The organism is Streptomyces telluris, from assembly GCF_024519335.1.
In the GTDB taxonomy this organism is placed as follows: domain Bacteria; phylum Actinomycetota; class Actinomycetes; order Streptomycetales; family Streptomycetaceae; genus Streptomyces; species Streptomyces telluris.
Map to the genome: position 1 here is coordinate 75,987 of NZ_JANIID010000002.1, position 18,970 is coordinate 94,956.

At 70.4% G+C, this 18,970-nt stretch carries 16 protein-coding genes and 1 riboswitch; of the genes, 5 read left to right on the forward strand and 11 right to left on the reverse strand.

Features of this window, described 5'->3' with window-relative positions; genetic code table 11:
- Window positions 1-7 precede the first annotated feature (7 nt).
- Complete coding sequence (locus NQU55_RS02365) at window positions 8-1,195, reverse strand: polyamine ABC transporter substrate-binding protein (RefSeq protein WP_168090847.1); 1,188 nt, start codon at window positions 1,193-1,195, stop codon at window positions 8-10.
- Between the two features lie 407 nt (window positions 1,196-1,602).
- Window positions 1,603-3,054: a gamma-aminobutyraldehyde dehydrogenase gene (locus NQU55_RS02370; protein WP_168090846.1), complete on the reverse strand. Its 1,452-nt coding sequence runs from the start codon at window positions 3,052-3,054 to the stop codon at window positions 1,603-1,605.
- 164 nt (window positions 3,055-3,218) lie between these two features.
- Between NQU55_RS02370 and NQU55_RS02375 the strand changes: the two genes are divergently transcribed.
- The 5 genes from NQU55_RS02375 (at window position 3,219) to NQU55_RS02395 (ending at window position 8,563) form a co-directional block, all read left to right on the forward strand.
- A complete protein-coding gene (locus NQU55_RS02375; RefSeq protein WP_058046499.1) occupies window positions 3,219-3,722 on the forward strand; it encodes an Lrp/AsnC family transcriptional regulator in 504 nt (167 codons plus the stop codon).
- On the forward strand, window positions 3,707-5,086 hold the full coding sequence (locus tag NQU55_RS02380) for an aspartate aminotransferase family protein (protein WP_058046498.1): 1,380 nt from the start codon (window positions 3,707-3,709) through the stop codon (window positions 5,084-5,086). The genes NQU55_RS02375 and NQU55_RS02380 overlap by 16 nt, the downstream gene beginning before the upstream one ends.
- Before the next feature lie 417 nt (window positions 5,087-5,503).
- On the forward strand, window positions 5,504-6,241 hold the full coding sequence (locus NQU55_RS02385) for an ABC transporter ATP-binding protein (protein ID WP_168090845.1): 738 nt from the start codon (window positions 5,504-5,506) through the stop codon (window positions 6,239-6,241).
- Window positions 6,223-7,494 (forward strand): hypothetical protein, encoded by a 1,272-nt coding sequence (locus NQU55_RS02390; RefSeq protein WP_168090844.1) that lies wholly within the window; start codon window positions 6,223-6,225, stop codon window positions 7,492-7,494. The genes NQU55_RS02385 and NQU55_RS02390 overlap by 19 nt, the downstream gene beginning before the upstream one ends.
- 145 nt (window positions 7,495-7,639) lie before the next feature.
- Entirely contained in the window at window positions 7,640-8,563 is a 924-nt protein-coding gene (locus NQU55_RS02395; RefSeq protein WP_168090843.1) for a DMT family protein, read from the forward strand.
- An 88-nt stretch (window positions 8,564-8,651) separates the two neighbouring features.
- Here NQU55_RS02395 and NQU55_RS02400 read toward each other — a convergent pair whose 3' ends face one another.
- From NQU55_RS02400 to rpsB, 9 genes are all read right to left on the reverse strand, one after another.
- Window positions 8,652-9,695 (reverse strand): ABC transporter ATP-binding protein, encoded by a 1,044-nt coding sequence (locus tag NQU55_RS02400; RefSeq protein ID WP_168090842.1) that lies wholly within the window; start codon window positions 9,693-9,695, stop codon window positions 8,652-8,654.
- Window positions 9,695-11,410, reverse strand: coding sequence for an ABC transporter permease (locus NQU55_RS02405; protein WP_168090841.1), 1,716 nt, complete (start codon window positions 11,408-11,410; stop codon window positions 9,695-9,697). Before NQU55_RS02405 ends, NQU55_RS02400 begins: the two co-directional genes overlap by 1 nt.
- A complete protein-coding gene (locus NQU55_RS02410; protein ID WP_168090840.1) occupies window positions 11,386-12,486 on the reverse strand; it encodes a thiamine ABC transporter substrate-binding protein in 1,101 nt (366 codons plus the stop codon). The genes NQU55_RS02405 and NQU55_RS02410 overlap by 25 nt, the downstream gene beginning before the upstream one ends.
- Window positions 12,482-12,589: riboswitch (TPP riboswitch) on the reverse strand. (Overlaps the previous gene by 5 nt.)
- Before the next feature lie 66 nt (window positions 12,590-12,655).
- The gene (rlmN, locus tag NQU55_RS02415; RefSeq protein ID WP_058046491.1) at window positions 12,656-13,765 is read right to left on the reverse strand and encodes a dual-specificity RNA methyltransferase RlmN; all 1,110 of its coding nucleotides are present in this window, start codon (window positions 13,763-13,765) and stop codon (window positions 12,656-12,658) included.
- A 164-nt stretch (window positions 13,766-13,929) separates the two neighbouring features.
- Window positions 13,930-15,030, reverse strand: a complete 1,101-nt coding sequence (locus NQU55_RS02420) for a phosphatidate cytidylyltransferase (protein WP_168090839.1) — start codon at window positions 15,028-15,030, stop codon at window positions 13,930-13,932.
- On the reverse strand, window positions 15,030-15,587 hold the full coding sequence (gene frr, locus NQU55_RS02425) for a ribosome recycling factor (RefSeq protein WP_168090838.1): 558 nt from the start codon (window positions 15,585-15,587) through the stop codon (window positions 15,030-15,032). The genes NQU55_RS02420 and frr overlap by 1 nt, the downstream gene beginning before the upstream one ends.
- A gap of 167 nt (window positions 15,588-15,754) precedes the next feature.
- Entirely contained in the window at window positions 15,755-16,534 is a 780-nt protein-coding gene (pyrH, locus tag NQU55_RS02430; RefSeq protein WP_168090837.1) for a UMP kinase, read from the reverse strand.
- Window positions 16,535-16,697: 163 nt separating this feature from the next.
- A complete protein-coding gene (gene tsf, locus NQU55_RS02435) occupies window positions 16,698-17,534 on the reverse strand; it encodes a translation elongation factor Ts (RefSeq protein WP_168090836.1) in 837 nt (278 codons plus the stop codon).
- A 98-nt stretch (window positions 17,535-17,632) separates the two neighbouring features.
- Entirely contained in the window at window positions 17,633-18,484 is an 852-nt protein-coding gene (gene rpsB, locus NQU55_RS02440; protein ID WP_106676927.1) for a 30S ribosomal protein S2, read from the reverse strand.
- Between the last annotated feature and the right edge of the window lie 486 nt (window positions 18,485-18,970).

Genomic DNA, 18,970 nt, shown 5'->3' on the forward strand with positions numbered 1-18,970 from the left:
AGCGCGATCAGAGCCCGACGATCTCGTTCCACTCCTTGGTGAAGCCGGGCCGCTCCTTCGCGGTCATGTCGCGCGCCGTCGCGAGGCGTTTACGCATGTCGTCGCTCGGGAAGATGAGCGGATTCCCGGCGAGCTCCGCGAGTTCCTTGTCGGAGGACGAGGCGAGAACGTCCCGCGCGGCCGGCACGGGGCAGACGTAGTTGACCGCCGCGGCGAGCTCGGCTGCCACCTCGGGCTGGTAGTAGTAGTCGACGAGCGCCTCGGCGTTGCGCTTGTGGCGGGCGAGGTTGGGCACCATGAGGCTCTCGGCCCACAGCTCGGCGCCCTCCTCCGGGACGACGAACTCGATGTCGGGGTTGTCGGCCTGGAGTTGGATGACGTCGCCGGAGTAGGCCTGGCAGGCGAGCACGTCGCCGGACGACAGGTCCTTGATGTAGTCGTTGCCGGTGAAGCGGCGGATGTGCCGCTTGCGCACGAGGCGGCGCAGCTGGTCGGTCATGGTGTGGAAGTCGTCGGCGGTCCAGCGGGTGACGTCGGCGCCGTTGCCCTGCATGAGCAGCGAGTACGCCTCGTCCAGGCCGGCCAGCAGCGTGACCCGGCCGCGCAGGTCGTCCTTCCACAGGTCGGAGGTGTGGCGGATCTCCCGGCCGAGCTTCTTGCGGTTGTACGCGATGCCCGTGATGCCGGACTGCCAGGGAACAGTGTGCAGCCGGCCGGGGTCGAAGGAGGGCTTGCGCAGCAGCGGGTCGAGGTTGCGGTCGACGTTCGGCTGGCGGGAGCGGTCCATCCCCTGGACCCAGCCCAGGCGCACGTAGCGGGAGGCCATCCAGTCGCTGACGACGATGAGGTCCCTCCCGGTCTCCTGATGGTTCATCAGGGCGGGGCTGACCTTGCCGAAGAACTCGTCGTTGTCGTTGATCTCTTCGGTGTACTTCACCGATATACCGCTGCGCTTCTCGAACGCGTCGAGGGTGGGGCGCTTCTGCGGGTCGTCCTCGTCGACATCGATGTAGAGGGGCCAGTTGGCGAAGACGAGGCTCTTGTCGCGGCTGGAGCGGTCCTCGGCGGCCCGGTCGGCCGGCTCGACGTACGCGGCGGGCACTCCGCACCCGGCGAGTGCGGCGGCCCCGGCGCCGGCGCCCAGCGCGCGCAGCAGGGTCCGGCGGGACAGGGGCTTCACTGGCTTCTCTCGCATTCGGGCAGCATGGCGGGGCGGATCTTCGCGGACAATGTACGGCCTGTCCGGGAGGCGACCGTACTTCCCGACACCCTGACGGCCCGGGAACGGCCGGCCGTCGATGATACCGGGGCACGACGCGCAGTGGTCCGTACCGGAAACGCCCGGTACGGACCACTGCGGGGTGTCTGTGCCTGCGTCCACCCGGCGCCACGGGACGGCATGGGGCCCGCCTTGCCGCATGGGGCGGGCCGCCCCTCACCGCATGAGGCGGGATTCCCCACCGCACAGGGCGGCCCCGGCCTCACCGCATGAGGCGGCCCGAGCCGCACCCCATGAGGCCGGTTCCGCACACCCCATGAGGCGGGCCCGGCCTACTGCACGAGGCAGCCCCGCCCCATCCGCACGAGGCGGCGCCGGCTCCGTCAGCCCAGCGACGTCATGACGTGCTTGACGCGCGTGTAGTCCTCGAAGCCGTAGGCGGACAGGTCCTTGCCGTAGCCGGACTTCTTGAAGCCGCCGTGGGGCATCTCGGCGACCAGCGGGATGTGGGTGTTGATCCACACGCAGCCGAAGTCGAGCTTCTTGGACATCCGCATGGCGCGGCCGTGGTCCTTGGTCCACACCGAGGAGGCCAGGGCGTACTCGACGCCGTTGGCGTAGGCGACGGCCTGGTCCTCGTCCGCGAAGGACTGGACCGTGATCACGGGGCCGAAGACCTCGTGCTGGACGATCTCGTCGTCCTGCTTGAGGCCGGAGACGACGGTCGGGGCGAAGAAGTAGCCCTTCTCCCCCACCCGGTGCCCGCCCGCCTCGAGCTTGGCGTGGCCGGGCAGGCGCTCGATGAAGCCGGCGACCTGCTTGAGCTGGTTGGCGTTGTTGAGCGGGCCGTAGAGGACGTCCTCGTCGTCCGGCTGCCCGGTCTTCGTCTCGGCGGCGGCCTTGGCGAGCGCGGTGACGAACTCGTCGTGGATCGACTCGTGGACGAGGACGCGGGTGGCGGCCGTACAGTCCTGGCCGGCGTTGAAGTAGCCGGCGACCGAGATGTCCTCGACGGCCTTGGCGATGTCGGCGTCGTCGAAGACGACGACGGGGGCCTTGCCACCGAGCTCCAGGTGGACGCGCTTGAGGTCCTTGGAGGCGGACTCGGCGACCTGCATGCCGGCCCGCACGGAGCCGGTGATCGAGGCCATCGCCGGCACCGGGTGCTCGACCATGAGGCGGCCGGTCTCCCGGTCGCCGCAGATGACGTTGAAGACGCCCTTCGGGTGCCCGAGCTCCTCCAGCACGCCGCCGATGATCTCGGCGATGAGCACGGTGGAGGCAGGGGTGGTGTCGGAGGGCTTGAGGACGACGGTGTTGCCCGCGGCGAGCGCCGGGGCGAACTTCCACACCGCCATCATCATCGGGTAGTTCCACGGGGCGACCTGGGCGCAGACGCCGATCGGCTCGCGCCGGATGATCGAGGTCAGGCCCTCCATGTACTCGCCCGCGGAGCGGCCCTCGAGCATGCGCGCGGCGCCCGCGAAGAAGCGGATCTGGTCCACCATCGGGGGGACCTCTTCGCTGCGGGTGAGGGCGACGGGCTTGCCCGTGTTCTCGGACTCCGCGGCGATCAGTTCCTCGGCGCGCGCCTCGAAGGCGTCGGCGATCTTGAGGAGAACCTTCTGACGCTCTCCGGGTACGAGGTCGCGCCAGGCCGGGAAGGCGGCCTCGGCCGCGGCCATGGCGGCGTCCACGTCCACGGCGCCCGACAGCGGGGCGGTGGCGTAGGCCTCGCCCGTGGCCGGATTGACCACCTCGGTGGTACGCCCGTCGGCGGCGTCCCGGAACTCCCCGTCGATGAAATTGCGAAGACGACGCAGCTCGGTGGTCATGGCTGCCACCCCTCCTGTCAGATGTCCACTGGGTGAGACCGTCAGCCTAGTCAGTGAGGCCACGCTTTCGACATACCTCACACCCATGAACGACGGAATCAGTTATTCCTCGGCACCTGAACAACGAATTTCATCGCCTGAGGGTTGCCACACGGGCGAGACGCATGCACAGTGGAGTCGTGGCCACTCGTAGTCCAGACCCGAAGAGCGTGCACGGCACGCCACCGATCGACGCAGTCTCCCTGGCGATCATCGAGCAGCTCCAGGAAGACGGCCGCCGCCCCTACGCGGCGATCGGCAAAGCCGTGGGGCTGTCGGAGGCAGCCGTACGGCAGCGTGTCCAGAAGCTGCTCGACCAGGGCGTCATGCAGATCGTCGCCGTCACCGACCCGCTCACCGTGGGGCTGCGGCGGCAGGCGATGGTCGGGATCAACGTCGAGGGCGACCTCGATCCGGTCGCAGACGCCCTGACCGCGATGGACGAGGTCGAGTACGTCGTCGTGACCGCAGGCTCCTTCGACCTCCTCATCGAGATCGTCTGCGAGGACGACGACCATCTCCTCGAAACGATCAACAAGCGCATCCGGACCCTGCCGGGCGTGCGCTCCACCGAGAGCTTCGTCTATCTCAAGCTCCGCAAGCAGACCTACACATGGGGAACCCGATAGCCGTGAGCAAGGACCTCTCCCAGACTGCATACGACCACCTGTGGATGCACTTCACCCGCATGTCGTCGTACGAGAACGCCCCCGTACCGACCATCGTGCGCGGCGAGGGCACCTACATCTTCGACGACAAGGGCAAGCGCTACCTGGACGGCCTCGCGGGGCTGTTCGTGGTCCAGGCGGGCCACGGGCGGGCCGAGCTGGCCGAGGCGGCCGCCAAGCAGGCTCAGGAGCTGGCCTTCTTCCCGGTGTGGAGCTACGCGCACCCCAAGGCGATCGAGCTCGCCGAGCGGCTAGCCCACCACGCCCCCGGCGACCTCAACAAGGTCTTCTTCACCACCGGCGGCGGCGAGGCCGTGGAGACCGCCTGGAAGCTCGCGAAGCAGTACCACAAGCTCACCGGCAACCCCACCAAGTACAAGGTGATATCGCGGGCCGTCGCCTACCACGGCACGCCCCAGGGGGCCCTGGCCATCACCGGCCTGCCGGCCCTCAAGGCACCTTTCGAGCCGCTCGTCCCGGGCGCCTACAAGGTGCCCAACACCAACATCTACCGGGCCCCGATCCACGGCGACGACCCCGAGGCGTTCGGCCGCTGGGCCGCCGACCAGATCGAGCAGCAGATCCTCTTCGAAGGCCCCGACACGGTCGCGGCCGTCTTCCTGGAGCCGGTCCAGAACGCGGGCGGCTGCTTCCCGCCCCCGCCCGGCTACTTCCAGCGGGTGCGCGAGATCTGTGATACGTACAACGTGCTGCTCGTCTCGGACGAGGTCATCTGTGCCTTCGGCCGCCTCGGCACGATGTTCGCGTGCGACAAGTTCGGCTACGTGCCCGACATCATCACCTGCGCCAAGGGCATGACGTCCGGCTACTCCCCCATCGGCGCGGCCGTCATCTCCGACCGGATCGCCGAGCCGTTCTTCAAGGGCAGCAACACCTTCCTGCACGGCTACACCTTCGGCGGCCACCCCGTCTCGGCGGCGGTCGCCCTCACCAACCTCGACATCTTCGAGCGCGAGGGCCTCAACCAGCACGTGCTGGACAACGAGGCGGCGTTCCACGCGACCCTCTCCAAGCTCCACGACCTGCCGATCGTGGGCGACGTGCGCGGCAACGGCTTCTTCTACGGCATCGAGCTGGTCAAGGACAAGGCCACCAAGGAGTCGTTCACGCCAGAGGAGTGCGAGCAGCTGCTCTACGGCTTCGTGTCCAAGAAGCTGTTCGAGAACGGCCTGTACTGCCGGGCCGACGACCGTGGCGACCCGGTCATCCAGGTGGCCCCGCCGCTGATCTCCGACCAGTCGACGTTCGACGAGATCGAGCAGATCGTCCGCGGCGTCCTCGCGGAGGCCTGGACCAGGATCTGACCGGACCTCACGACCGGACCAGGGCGAGCCTCCGGCACCACCCGCGGCTCGCCCCGCCCGCCGTGGCCCCGCGCGACCCCCCACTGGTCACGCGCGCGTGGGCCACGGCTTTGCTGCACGCGCGCGTGGGCCTTCCTGCCCGGCGCACGCACCGCGCACCCCTCGCACGCGAGACGCACGCCCGTCGCACGCGCACCACGCCCCACCGCACACCCGGTCGCACGTTCCGTCGCATTTGCGCTCCGACTCATATGCGACCCCTGGGGCATGAGGCCGACCGGAGGAAAGTCGGCGGCCCAGCGCCGAGCCTGGGCAAAGGCTAGGATCCCGGTTCCGTACGGTGCCAGTGACCCAATGGCCTCCGGTTCGTTCCCCCGGACAGGGGAACGGACCCTACAGCGACCCGAGGTGCTCGATATGGTGGCCCCGCCGGACAACGACGTGCTCTGGGCACGCGGCTTGCATTACGCCCATAGTGGTTCCCCCGCACTCGCAGGGGTCTCCATCGGCGTACGCGAGGGAGAGATTCTCGCCATCACCGGGCCACGCGGCTCCGGCAAGTCCACGCTCCTCAAATGCCTGTCCGGACAGCTCCTTCCCGACCCCGGGGAGGTGTGGTTCAACAGCGCCCCCGTCCATACGCTCTCGCGTGCCGCCCGCGAACGGCTGCGGCGGGAGCGCTTCGGCTGGATCGACAGCGAGCCGCACCTCGTGCCGGAGCTGAGCGCCTGGGAGAACGCCGCCCTGCCGCTGTTGCTGCGCGGCGTGGGGCACCGGGCCGCCAAGCGCACGGCAAGTGAGTGGCTGGAGCGCCTCGACGTGGGCGACTGCCACCGCAAGCGGCCGGCCGCCCTGCTCCAGGCGCAGCGCCAGCGGGTCGCCATCGCGCGGGCGCTCGCCAGCGAGCCGACCGTCCTGTTCGCCGACGAGCCGACGGCGCCGCTGCACAACGCGGACCGCGCGCAGGTGCTGCGTACGCTGACCACGGCCGCCCGCTCGCACCACATCACGGTCGTCATCGCCACGCTGGACGACGAGATCGCCACCCTGGCCGACCGTACGGTCTCCCTGGTCGACGGCCGCCGAGGCACCGCCATCCCGGTACCCGACGCGCCCGAGGGAGAGGGCAGGGCGGCGTGCTCAGTCTCCGCCTAGCGCGCGGCGCGCACCCGCTGGTCCTGCTCCGGAGGCTGCTGGTGGCGGCGGCCGCGGCGGGCGTGGGTTTCCTGCTGCTGTGCACCCTGGGGTACGCGGTGGCCCATCCGAAGTCGACGGGGCAGTCGCTCGTGCGGCTGGTCTGGTGCGCGGTGCCGCTGGCGGCGGTCGTGCAGTTCGCCGTCGCCGTGGCCCGTACGGACCCCGCCACGCGCCCTCGTGACGGCCTGGACGCCGCGGGGCTCGGCCCCGTGCGGCTCTCGGTCCTCGCGGCGGCGTCGACGGCCATCTCGTGCACGCTCGGCAGCGTTTTCGCCCTGCTGCTCTACAAGGTGCTCCGCGGTGACATCGGAGGCCCGCTGAGCGGTTCGGCGAGACGGCTGCTGGACGGGCAGGTGCACCTGCCGTGGGGCGCGGCGCTGACCCTGCTGGGCCTCCTGCCCGCCCTGGCGGCGGGCGCCTGCGTGCTTGCTCTGCACCCGCGGCGGGAGGCCGCTGCCAGGGTGCAGCAGCCTCCCGCCGCGGAGCCTTTGGAGGGTGCGGAGGAGGCGGAGAGCGCCGAAGCACCCGCCGAGGGGCCCCAGGCGCCGCCTCCCGCCCCCGCTCCGGGCCCCGTGCCTAGACCCGTCTACGCCGGCCTCCCGTGGGGCATCGCGATCATCGCGGTCGGCCTCGCCCTGGAGGCGTACGTGGGGCACGGCCCCGCGCCCGACCCCGACAGGCTGATCTCCTTGCCCGGCGGGACGGACGGCGCCTCTCCCGGCGTGCTGGGCGGATGGCTCCTGGCATCTCTCGGGCTGGTGCTGGCCGGCCCCGGGCTGACCCACTGGTGCGGGGTCCTGCTCGCCGCCGGGCGGCCCGGCGCGGTGCGGCTGCTGGCCGGCCGGATACTGCAGGACGCCGCCACCCGCATCGGCCGTCCGCTGGGCGTGCTGTGCGCGGTCGCCTCGGGCGCCCTGGCCGCCGCCGAACTCTACGGCGCGGCATGGGACTCCTCCGGGCCGCGCCCCTTCGGCCCCCTCACCGGCCTCGGCGCGGCTCTCGTCATGGCGTGCGTCACGGCAACGGCCATCACCGCGGCCCTGGACAGCCGGCAGAACCGGACCGGCACCACGGCGGCCCTGCACCGTCTCGGCATCCCCGCCTCCATGCTGCGCGGGGCGGCCATCCTGCGCACCGGCGTGCTGCTGGCCGTTCTGACACCTCTGACATGGGCGATCGCGGAGCTCGTGACGCTGCCCATGTCGCGGTGAGCGCGCCGGGCGGGCCCGGGGTCCGGGTCCGCCGGGCGGCTGCAGCGCAACAGTTCTTGACCAGTTCTTGACTCAAGGCAACTTCGTCGCCGGATTGCGCGTCTGCTTGAGGAGCACGACGGATATCCGGCGAACGGAGCTATTGGTGATCATCGGCCTTGTGACGGCTGTCGCGGCATCGGCCTGTTACGGCACAGGTTCGGTCCTGCAAGCCGTGGGCTCGCGGAAATCTGCCCGCCGGGAGGCCGAGAAGGCCTCCTCGACGGGCACCACCCAGCACGGTGGACCGAGCCTGTCCTCCACCGCGAAGGCTGCGGTGACGTGGGAGTTCATGGTCGGTACGGTCCTCGACTTCCTCGGCTTCGGGCTCGGCGCGCTCGCCGCCCGCATGCTGCCGCTCTTCCTCTCCCAGACAGTCATCAGCGCCAACCTCGTCGTGACCGCGCTGCTGAGCATCAAGCTCCTGGGCATCCGGCTGACCAAGCCCGAGTGGGCGTCGATCGGCGTGGTCTGTTCGGCACTGGTGCTGCTGGCGACGGCGGCGGGCCACGAGGGCGGCGGCGACACGCCGATGTCCACCCACTGGTGGCTGCTGATCATCTCCGTGGTGCTGATGGGCGGTGGCACGGTGGCCGTCCGCCTGCTCGGCGGACGGGCCGCGATCCTGGCCGGCCTGCTGTCCGGTCTGGGCTTCGGCGCGATCGGTGTCGGCGTGCGCATCCTGGACGGCATCGACCCGTTCGACCTGCCGAAGCTGATCGCCGACCCGGCGCTCTACGCGATCCTCATATCGGGTGCGGTCGGCATGTACCTGCACACGGTGGCGCTGCAGATCGGTTCGGTCAACGGCGCCACAGCTGCACTGGTGGTCGGCGAAACCATTCTCCCGGGCATGATCGGCGTCCTGCTGCTCGGTGACAACTCGCGCCCCGGCTTCGCCTGGGTCGCCGTTCTCGGCTTCGTCCTGGCGGTGGCGGGTGCCGTCGCGGTCGCCTGGTTCGGCGAGCCGGACACCCCCGTGGAGGCCGAACCCGAACCACAGGAACTCCAGCCGTCGGCAGTCCGCTGACCGTCGCCTGAGCCCCGGCCGCCACCCCGGCAGCCGGGGCTCAGGCGTATCCGCCCGGAGGGGTTCGGCGACGCGGGAGAGGCCCTGCTCAGCTGTTCGCGTTGCCGGCGTCGTCCATCACGACGACATCCGCGACGTCGAAGGCGACGCCTACGCGGTCGCCGACTGCGGGCGCTCCGTGCAGCCCGCATGCCGCCTCCAGCACGGGGCCGTCCACGGGGCGCAGCATCAGCACGACGTGGTCGCCCCGGAACGTCCGGCCGGTGACCGTGCACGAGAGCCCCTCGTCCTCCGGCACGAGGCGCACTCCGGCGGGCCGTACGAGCAGCCGGCCCGCACCCTGCCGCGACCCCGGCGGCACCGGGACCTTCCCCCACACGGTGTCCGCGCTTTCGCCGCCGACCGTCGCCTCGACGACGTTGTCGAAGCCGAGGAAACGGGCCACGAACTCGGAGGCCGGGCGGCGCCACACCTCCAGCGGTGTGCCGGCCTGAGCGATCCGTCCGTCACGCATCACGACCACGCGGTCGGCAAGGGCGAACGCCTCGCCCTGGTCGTGGGTGACGGCCAGCACCGTGGTGCCCAGCCGGCCGAAGAGGTCGCGCAGTTCGACGACCAGGCGCTCCCGCAGGCCGCGGTCCAGCTGCCCGAGCGGCTCGTCGAGCATCAGCAGCCGGGGCTGCGGCGCGAGGGCCCGCGCGAGGGCCACCCGCTGCTGCTCGCCGCCGGACAGGGCGGCGATGGAGCGGCGCTGCGCACCGGGCAGCCCCACCAGCTCCAGCAGTTCGGCGACCGTCCGTACCGTCTCGGCCCGCCCCATGCCGCGCATGCGCAGCCCGAAGGCGACGTTGCCCGCCACGTCCCGCTGCGGGAACAGCTGGTGGTCCTGGAACATGAGGCCGACTCCGCGCCGGTGCGTGGGAACGCCGCTCTGGTCGCGCCCGGCCAGGAGCACGTGTCCGGCATCCGTACGCTGCAGCCCGGCCACCACGCGCAGCAGCGTGGACTTGCCGCTGCCGCTGGGGCCCAGCACGCAGACGATCTCGTGCTCGGCGACCTCCAGGTCCACCGCGTCGAGCGCCGCGCGCTCCCCGAAGCGGACGTCGACCTTCTCCAGGCGCAGCAGGGCCATCAGAACTCCCCCGTACGGTCGGTGCGGATACGTTCCAGCACCAGCAGCGCCGCGGCGCACACCAGCATCAGGATCGTGCTCAAGCCCATCGCCTGCCCGTAAGTGAGCTCCCCGGGGCGGCCCAGGAGCCGGGCCACCGCCACCGGCAGCGTGGGGCTGTCGGGGCGCGCGATGAAGACTGTGGCTCCGAACTCGCCCAGCGACACGGCGAACGCGAAGCCGGCCGCGACTCCCAGGGCACGGCCCACCAGGGGCAGGTCCACCTCACGCCATGCCCGCAGGGGGGAGGCCCCCAGCACGGCGGCGGCCTCGCGCAGCCGTACGTCCACGGCGCGCAGGACCGGTAGCACGGTCCGTACGACGAACGGCACGCCCACGAGGGCCTGCGCGAGCGGTACCAGGATCCAGGACGCCCTCAGGTCGAGCGGCGGCTCGTCCAGGCTGATGAGGAAGCCGAAGCCGACCGTCACGGCGGACGTACCGAGCGGCAGCATCAGCAGGGCGTCGAAGCCGCGGACCAGCCGCCCCTCGCGCCGGGTCAGCGCCGCGGCCGCGAGCCCGCCGATGACGACCGCGATGGCAGTGGCCGCCAGGCCGTACGCGAGCGAGTTGCCGATCGCCTCCAGCGGGGCGACGACGAACGTGCCGCCGTTGCCGTCCGCCGAGGCCAGGGCGCGGTAGAAGGACAGGCCGAAGCCGTCCGGGCCGTCGAAGGAGCGCAGTACGAGGACCACGAGCGGGGCGAGGATGAGCACGGCGACGACCGCCAGGACGGACGCCAGGAAGGCCCACTCGGCCGCGCCCCGCGGGCGCCGCGCCGTGCGCGCCGGGTCGACCAGCCTCAAGGTCGCCTCACGCCGCCGCACCGTCCAGGCGTGCACGGCCAGCAGCGCGGCGACGGCCACGAACTGCAGCAGTGTCAGGACGGCGGCTGTCGGCAGGTCGAGCATCTGGGCGGTCTGCTGATAGATCTCCACTTCCAGCGTGGCGTAGCGGGGACCGCCGAGGATCTGCACGACGCCGAAGGAGGTGAAGGTGAAGAGGAAGACCATGAGGGCCGCGGCGGCCACGGCCGGCGCCAGCGCCGGCAGCGTCACCCGCCGCCAGGCCGTGAAGCGCCCCGCGCCCAGGACTCTTGCCGCCTCCTCCTGGCGCGGGTCGAGCTGGGCCCACAGGCCGCCCACGGTGCGGACGACCACGGCGTAGTTGAAGAACACATGGGCGAGCAGGATCGCCCAGACGGTGGTGTCGAGACGCACCCCCCACCACTCGTCCAGCAGCCCCCCGCGCCCGAGCAGCGCCAGGAAGGCCGAGCCGACGACGACGGTCGGCAGGACGAACGGCACGGTCACCACAGCGCGCAGCGTGCGCTTGCCGGGGAAGTCGAACCGCGCGAAGGCGTACGCCCCGGGCAGGGCGAGGGCGAGCGTCAGGGCGGTGGAGGCGGCCGCCTGCCAGGTGGTGAACCACAGCACGTGGCCGATCGCCGGGTCGGTCACGACCTCGCCCATGCGGCTGAGCTGCCACTGCCCGCCGTCCTTCAGCCCCCGGGAGACGATCGAGGCAACGGGGTAGGCGAAGAAGACCGCGAAGAAGGCGAGCGGCAGGGCCATGAGGCCGAGCCGCACCGCTGTCCGCCGCCCGGCCCCGCCGGGGCCTCGTGCGGGGCCCCGCGCCGGGGCCCCGGGCCCTACTTCAGGACGAGCGAGGACCATGCCTTGACCCACTGGTCGCGGTTCTTGGCGATCTTCTCGGGGGCCATGGTGCCGGGCTCGTTCACCTGCGCGCCGTACTTGGTGAACACCTCGGGCAGCTTGGCGTCCTGGTTGGCGGGCTTGACGAACATCTGCAGCGGCATGTCCTCCTGGAACGTACGGCTCAGCAGGAAGTCGATCAAGGCCTTGCCGCCCTCGGTGTTCTTCGCGCCCTTCAGCAGCCCGGCGAACTCCGTCTGCTGGAAGCAGGTGCCCGTGGCGACGCCGGTCGGGCCCTCGGCGGGCTGCGGCTTCACGCCCAGGACCTCGGCGGGCGGGCTGGAGGCGTAGGAGACGACGAGGGGCTTGTCGCCCTTGGCCTTCTTGCCGCCCGCGGAGCCGGAGAAGCGCTCGTTGTAGGCCTGCTCCCAGCCGTCGACGACCTCGACGCCGTTGTCCTTGAGCTTCTTCCAGTAGTCCTGCCAGCCGTCGTCGCCGTACTTGGCGACCGTGGCGAGCTGGAAGGCGAGGCCCGGTGAGGACGTGGCGACGTTCTCGGTGACGAGCAGGTTCTTGTACTCGGGCTTGATCAGGTCGTCGAGGGACGCCGGCGGGGCCAGCTTGTGACCGGCGAAGTACGCGCGGTCGTAGTTGACGCAGATGTCGCCGGTGTCGATGGGCGTGACCCGGTGCTCCCCGGCATCGGCCTGGAGCTTCCTCGGGACGCGGTCCAGACCCTTGGCCTCGTACGGAGCGAAGATGCCATTGTCGAGCGCACGGGAGAGCAGGGTGTTGTCGACGCCGAAGAAGACGTCGCCCTGCGGGTGGCTCTTGGACAGGATGGCCTGGTTGACGGCCTGGCCGGCGTCGCCGCCCTTGAGGACCTTCACCTTGTACCCGGTCTGCCGGGTGAACTGCTTGAGCACCTCTTCGGACGCCGCGAAGGAGTTGTGCGAGACCAGGGTGACGGTCTTGTCCTTGCCTTCGGACGTACCGGAGCCACTGGAGCCGTCCGAGCCGCCGCACGCGGCCAGGGCCGGAAGGGCGAGCATGCCGACGGCGACTGCGCCGGCGGCACGCCGCAGGTTGGTGTTCATGATCGAGCTGACTCCCTACGCCGGTATGACCCGGATCAGGTCCGAGGGTCTGCGGGCCGTGCCGCACTCTCAGCGCCCCGTGGGCGCTCCCCTGTCGGATTGTTCATTTGTGCGAGGGCACCGTATCAGTGCCCTCGCCATGGATCGGCCGCTGACCTGCGGCCCCGGCTCAGCGCTCGGCTGCTGCCAGCTGCCCGCAGGCGCCGTCGATCTCCTGGCCGCGGGTGTCGCGGACGGTGACCGGCACCCCGTGCGCGGCGATCGCCGCGACGAAGGCCCGCTCGTCCTCGGGGCGCGAGGCCGTCCACTTCGACCCCGGGGTGGGGTTGAGCGGGATGAGGTTGACGTGCACGCGCTTGCCCTTGAGGAGCCGGCCCAGGAGGTCGCCGCGCCATGCCTGGTCGTTGATGTCGCGGATCAGGGCGTACTCGATGGAGACCCGGCGGCCGGACTTCTCCGCGTACTCCCACGCCGCGTCGAGGACCTCGCGGACCTTCCAGCGCGTGTTGACCGGCACCAGGGTGTCGCGCAGCTCGTCGTCCGGTGCGTGCAGGGAGACGGCCAGACGGCACTTGAAGCCCTCGTCGGCGAAGCGCAGCATCGCCGGGACCAGGCCCACCGTGGAGACCGTGATGCCGCGCTGGGAGAGCCCCAGGCCGTCCGGCTCGGGGTCCGTGAGGCGGCGGATGGCGCCGACGACCCGCTTGTAGTTGGCGAGCGGCTCGCCCATGCCCATGAAGACGATGTTGGACAGCCGCGCGGGGCCGCCGGGGACCTCACCGTCGCGCAGCGCCCGCATGCCGTCCACGATCTGGTGGACGATCTCGGCCGTCGACAGGTTCCGGTCCAGACCGGCCTGGCCGGTGGCGCAGAACGGGCAGTTCATGCCGCAGCCGGCCTGCGAGCTGATGCACATGGTGACCCGGTCGGGGTAGCGCATCAGGACGGACTCGACCAGCTTGCCGTCGTGCAGCCGCCAGAGGGTCTTGCGGGTGGTGTCGTCGTCGCACGAGATGTGACGCACGACGCTCATGAGCTCCGGCAGCAACTCGGCGGCGAGCTTCTCGCGCGCCGCCGCCGGGATGTCGGTCCAGGCGGCCGGGTCGTGCGCGTACCGGGCGAAGTAGTGCTGCGAGAGCTGCTTGGCGCGGAACGGCTTCTCACCGATCGCGGAGACGGCCTCGCGGCGCTCCGCGGGCGAGAGGTCGGCAAGGTGCCGCGGAGGCAGCTTGGCCCCACGGGGGGCGACGAACGTCAGTTCTCCAGGCGCGGGGGCCATGAGCAAAAACACCTCATTGACGACGGCGGATGACCTCCGCAATCGCGGAGCCAGCGGCAGGAAGAGCCGGAACCCGGAGATCTCACAGGGGCACCCCCGCAGGCGCGGGGCCGGAAAAGGGCCCGCCGCACAGCGACGAGCCCTTCCAGGGTACCCGGCCCCGCTCAGGAGCCGACGAAGACGACCATGAGGAGCCACACCACCGGTGCGGTCGGCAGGAGCGAGTCCAGCCGGTCCATGATGCCGCCGTGCCCCGGCAGCAGGGCGCCCATGTCCTTGATCCCGAGATCCCTCTTGATCATGGACTCGCCGAGGTCCCCCAGCGTGGCGCTAACGGCGACGGCGAGGCCGAGGAGCAGCCCCTCCCACCACACGCCGCCGTCGATCAGGAACTGCATGCACAGGGCGCCGGCGACCATCGCGAAGGCGACCGCCCCGAGCAGCCCCTCGCGCGTCTTGCCGGGGCTGATGCGCGGCGCCAGCTTGCGCTTGCCGAACTTCCAGCCCACCGCGTACGCACCCGTGTCGCTGACCACGGTCAGGATCAGGAAGGTGAGCACCCGCCACGCGCCGTCCCCGGCAGCGAGCATGAGGGCCACGAAAGTGGCCAGGAACGGCACGTAGAAGGCCGCGAAGATGCCCGCCGTGACGTCCTTGAGGTAGTCGTCCGGCGACTCCGTCATCCGCCACACGAGGACGGCCAGGGCCGTGAAGGCCACGGCCACCCACGCGCCCTCGGCGCCGCTGGCGTAGCCGGCGATGACCATGGCGGCTCCGCCGACCGCGAGCGGCACCAGCGGGGCACGGATCGCCTTGCGCTCGGCGAGGCGGGAGGTCAGCTCCCACAGCCCGACCACCACGGCGATCACGATCACGCCGAGGAAGACGGGCTTGTAGATGAACAGGGAGGCGAGGATGACGGCACCGAGGCCCACGCCGACCCCTATCGCCGCCCGCAGGTCACGGCCGGCGCTCTTCTTTCCTGCCTTCGGCGACTCGGGGGAGGCAGGCACCGGGGCGGGGTCCTGGGGCCTGATGTCGGGCTCCTGTTCATCGCGGAACAGGGGGCCGCGAAGATGAGCGGCCCCCTGGTCACGGTCGTCCTGATCTCCGCCTGAGGGGGGCACGATGGGCATGGGCCGAGTCTGCGCCGCGATGCCCGCCTCGTGCACAGGACCCGCCGAACGGGCCGCAGAGGACGGCCCCCGGTCGGTGGACCCCGGGTATCCGGCGCTCGGCGGGGCCCCCCAGGATGTCTCGTTCATCAGACCTCGAGGAGCTCGGCTTCCTTGTGCTTGAGCAGCTCGTCCACCTGCGCGACGTACTTCGCGGTGGTGTCGTCGAGCTCCTTCTCCGCGCGGCGCACCTCGTCCTCGCCGGACTCCTTGTCCTTGACGAGCTTGTCGAGGGCGTCCTTGGCCTTGCGGCGGATGGAGCGGATCGAGACCTTGGCGTCCTCGCCCTTGGTCTTGGCGACCTTGACGAACTCCTTGCGACGCTGCTCGGTCAGCTCCGGGAAGGTCACCCGGATGATGTTGCCGTCGTTGCTCGGGTTGACGCCGAGGTCGGAGTCGCGGATCGCCTGCTCGATGTTGCGCAGCGCGCTCTTGTCGAACGGGGTGACCACGGCCATGCGCGGCTCGGGCACCGAGAAGGACGCCAGCTGGTTGATGGGCGTCAGCGCACCGTAGTAGTCCGCCACGATCTTGTTGAACATCGCCGGGTGCGCACGCCCGGTGCGGATCGCCGCGAAGTCCTCCTTGGCGACCACAACGGCCTTCTCCATCTTCTCCTCGGCCTCGAGGAGGATCTCTTCGATCACCACTTGCTCCTGGTGTTATCAGTAAGCAGAGCCTCGCCCCTGCGCGCGTCTTCTCCTGCACGGTGTCCGACCGGCAGGCAGTTGTCCATCCCCGTGCCGAGGTCTTCCCACGGCACGGAGTTGCCGTCCGTATCGGGCCAGGCCGCTACGGACGGCTGTGCGGGTCGTCAGTCCCGCGTGCTCCGGTCGCTCACGAGCGTGCCGATCTTCTCACCCTTGACCGCACGGCCGATGTTGCCCTCGGCGAGCAGCTCGAAGACCAGGATCGGCAGCTTGTTGTCCATGCACAGGCTGATGGCGGTGGCGTCGGCGACCTTCAGGCCCCGTGCGAGCACCTCGCTGAACTCGAGGGCGTCGAACTTGACCGCGTCGGGGTTCTTCTTCGGGTCGGAGTCGTAGACCCCGTCGACGCCGTTCTTGCCCATCAGGATCGCCTCGGCGTGGATCTCCAGGGCGCGCTGGGCGGCAGTGGTGTCGGTGGAGAAGTAGGGCATGCCCATGCCCGCGCCGAAGATCACGACGCGGCCCTTCTCCAGGTGGCGCACGGCGCGCAGCGGGATGAACGGCTCCGCGACCTGCCCCATGGTGATGCCGGTCTGGACGCGGGTCTCGATGCCTTCCTTGACCAGGAAGTCCTGGAGGGCGAGAGAGTTCATCACGGTGCCGAGCATGCCCATGTAGTCCGAGCGGGCCCGGTCCATGCCGCGCTGCTGCAGCTCCGCTCCGCGGAAGAAGTTGCCGCCGCCGATGACGACGGCGATCTCGTGGCCCTCGCGGACGACGGCCGCGATCTCACGGGCGATGGCGTGCACGACATCGGGGTCGACGCCGAGGCCGCCCCCGCCGGCGAACGCCTCGCCGGACAGTTTGAGCAAGAACCGGCGGCGTGGGCCGTGGTCAGCAATGGTGTCGTCGGCGGCCTGCCGGGCGTCCGCACCCTGATTCATTGGAGCTCTCCTCGTGCACATACGAAGAAGGCCATTGCCGGATGGGTCCTTTCGGTTCCCTGTACGGCAATGGCCTCCTCGTCACATCAGCGGCCGACCGGTGAGGGATCGGCTGCGTACGACCCTAGCGGGTCGCAGGTCAATCGCTGCCCTGCTGACGGGCTCAGGCGCCGACGCGGATGCGCGCGAAGCGCTTCAGCGTGACACCGGCCTCGTCCAGGACCTTCTGGACGGTCTTCTTGTTGTCCTTGGCGAACGCCTGCTCGAGAACGGAGTTCTCCTTGACGAAGCCGGTGACGCGACCCTCGATGATCTTCGGCAGGGCGGCCTCGGGCTTGCCCTCCTCGCGGGCGGTGGCCTCGGCGACGCGGCGCTCGTTCTCCAGGACGTCGGCCGGGATGTCCTCACGGGAGAGGAACTTCGGCGCGAACGCGGCGATGTGCTGCGCGATGTCCTTGGCGACCTCGGCGTTGGCCTTGTCCAGCTCGACCAGGACGCCGACCTGCGGGGGCAGGTCCGCGGCGGTGCGGTGCATGTAGGCGTAAACCAGGCCGTCGGCGAAGTACGAGAAGCGGTCCACGACGATCTTCTCGCCGAGGGTCGCGTTGGCCTCGTCCACGAACGCCTGGACGGTCTTGCCGGCCTCGATCTCGGAAGCCATCAGGGCCTCGACGTCGGCCGGGGCGCTCTTGGCGACGTGGGCGGCCAGAGCCTCGGCGACGGCCACGAACTTCTCGCCCTTGGCGACGAAGTCGGTCTCGCACTTCAGCTCGACGATGACACCGGAGGTGTTGTCGTCGGCGATGGCGGAGACGACGGCACCGTTCTCGGTGGTGCGGCTCTCGCGCTTGGCGACGCCCTTGAGGCCCTTGACGCGCACGATCTCGACGGCCTTCTCGAGGTTGCCCTCGGCCTCGTCCAGCGCCTTCTTGCAGTCCATCATGCCGGCGCCGGTGAGCTCACGGAGCTTCTTGACGTCAGCGGCGGTGAAGTTCGCCATGGTCTGTGAATCTCTCTCGAAAGTCGTTGGTGACTACGGGTGCACGACGGGGGCGGCGCGTGTCGCGCCGTCCCCCGCCGTATCTACCGACTGAGTTGTCAGGCCTGCTCGGCGTCCGCGGCCGGAGCCTCGGCAGCGGCCTCGGCCGGCTTCTCGGCCTCGGCGTCGGCCTTCTTCTCGCCCTCGAGCAGGTCGCGCTCCCACTCGGCGAGGGGCTCGCCGGCGGCCTTGTCGGCCTTCGCGTCACCGGTGGCGGCACCGGAGCGGGCGATGAGGCCCTCGGCGACGGCGTCGGCGATCACACGGGTGAGCAGCGTGACGGAGCGGATCGCGTCGTCGTTGCCCGGGATCTTGTAGTCGACCTCGTCGGGGTCGCAGTTGGTGTCGAGGATCGCGACGACCGGGATGCGGAGCTTGCGCGCCTCACCGACGGCGATGTGCTCCTTCTTGGTGTCCACGATCCAGACGGCGCTCGGCACCTTCTGCATCTCGCGGATACCGCCGAGGGTCTTCTCCAGCTTGGCCTTCTCGCGGGAGAGGACCAGGAGCTCCTTCTTGGTGAGGCCGGAGGCGGCCACGTCCTCGAAGTCGATGAGCTCGAGCTCCTTCAGGCGCTGCAGGCGCTTGTAGACGGTCGAGAAGTTGGTGAGCATGCCGCCCAGCCAGCGCTGGTTGACGTAGGGCATGCCGACGCGGGTCGCCTGCTCGGCGATGGCCTCCTGGGCCTGCTTCTTCGTACCGACGAACATGATGGAGCCGCCGTGCGCGACGGTCTCCTTGACGAACTCGTAGGCGCGGTCGATGTACGACAGCGACTGGAGCAGGTCGATGATGTAGATGCCGTTGCGCTCCGTGAAGATGAAACGCTTCATCTTCGGGTTCCAACGACGGGTCTGGTGACCGAAGTGGACGCCGCTCTCCAGCAGCTCCCGCATCGTGACGACGGCCATGGCCGCGCTCCTTGAAATACTCGGTTCCACGACGGCCGGGCGGCCGCCGCTCCTGACGCCCCGACGTGCCTGCCGTGGACGATGCCCTTGCGAGAACCGTTCCGCGGACCGAGAGACACGGCCACCGGGCTGCCCGAAAGGGACTGACGCGCCGGTAGCGGGGCGTGCGAAGTCGATCCGGTGACCCGGATCGCCATGAGAAGTGTACGGGACCCGGGAAGGCGCGGGTGACGACGTTGTGCACAACCCGCGAGTAGTCCACAGATCTCCGTCAAGATCCCCGCGAATGCCCGGGGTCCGCCACCGTACGGGCATGACTCTCATCGGATCTTTCACCCGACGCCTGCTCGCCGCCGCCGGCGTGGTCACGCTCTGTGTTCTCGCGGGTGCGGTGGCCAGTGGTACGGCCTCGGGCGCGGGGGCCGCGAGGGCGGGCGCTCCCGCCCCCGCCCCTGAAGCCCGGGGGCCGCAAGCCCCGCCGGAGGC

Excerpts from the sequence above, each read along its gene's own strand:
- rpsB (WP_106676927.1), bottom strand. The coding sequence starts at position 18,484 with ATGGCCGTCGTCACGATGCGGGAGCTGCTGGAGAGCGGCGTCCACTTC.
- NQU55_RS02405 (WP_168090841.1), bottom strand. The coding sequence starts at position 11,410 with ATGGTCCTCGCTCGTCCTGAAGTAGGGCCCGGGGCCCCGGCGCGGGGC.
- NQU55_RS02375 (WP_058046499.1), top strand. The coding sequence starts at position 3,219 with ATGCACAGTGGAGTCGTGGCCACTCGTAGTCCAGACCCGAAGAGCGTG.
- NQU55_RS02400 (WP_168090842.1), bottom strand. The coding sequence starts at position 9,695 with ATGGCCCTGCTGCGCCTGGAGAAGGTCGACGTCCGCTTCGGGGAGCGC.
- NQU55_RS02420 (WP_168090839.1), bottom strand. The coding sequence starts at position 15,030 with ATGAACGAGACATCCTGGGGGGCCCCGCCGAGCGCCGGATACCCGGGG.
- NQU55_RS02410 (WP_168090840.1), bottom strand. The coding sequence starts at position 12,486 with ATGAACACCAACCTGCGGCGTGCCGCCGGCGCAGTCGCCGTCGGCATG.
- NQU55_RS02370 (WP_168090846.1), bottom strand. The coding sequence starts at position 3,054 with ATGACCACCGAGCTGCGTCGTCTTCGCAATTTCATCGACGGGGAGTTC.
- rlmN (WP_058046491.1), bottom strand. The coding sequence starts at position 13,765 with ATGGCCCCCGCGCCTGGAGAACTGACGTTCGTCGCCCCCCGTGGGGCC.
- tsf (WP_168090836.1), bottom strand. The coding sequence starts at position 17,534 with ATGGCGAACTTCACCGCCGCTGACGTCAAGAAGCTCCGTGAGCTCACC.
- NQU55_RS02385 (WP_168090845.1), top strand. The coding sequence starts at position 5,504 with ATGGTGGCCCCGCCGGACAACGACGTGCTCTGGGCACGCGGCTTGCAT.
- pyrH (WP_168090837.1), bottom strand. The coding sequence starts at position 16,534 with ATGAATCAGGGTGCGGACGCCCGGCAGGCCGCCGACGACACCATTGCT.
- NQU55_RS02365 (WP_168090847.1), bottom strand. The coding sequence starts at position 1,195 with ATGCGAGAGAAGCCAGTGAAGCCCCTGTCCCGCCGGACCCTGCTGCGC.
- NQU55_RS02380 (WP_058046498.1), top strand. The coding sequence starts at position 3,707 with ATGGGGAACCCGATAGCCGTGAGCAAGGACCTCTCCCAGACTGCATAC.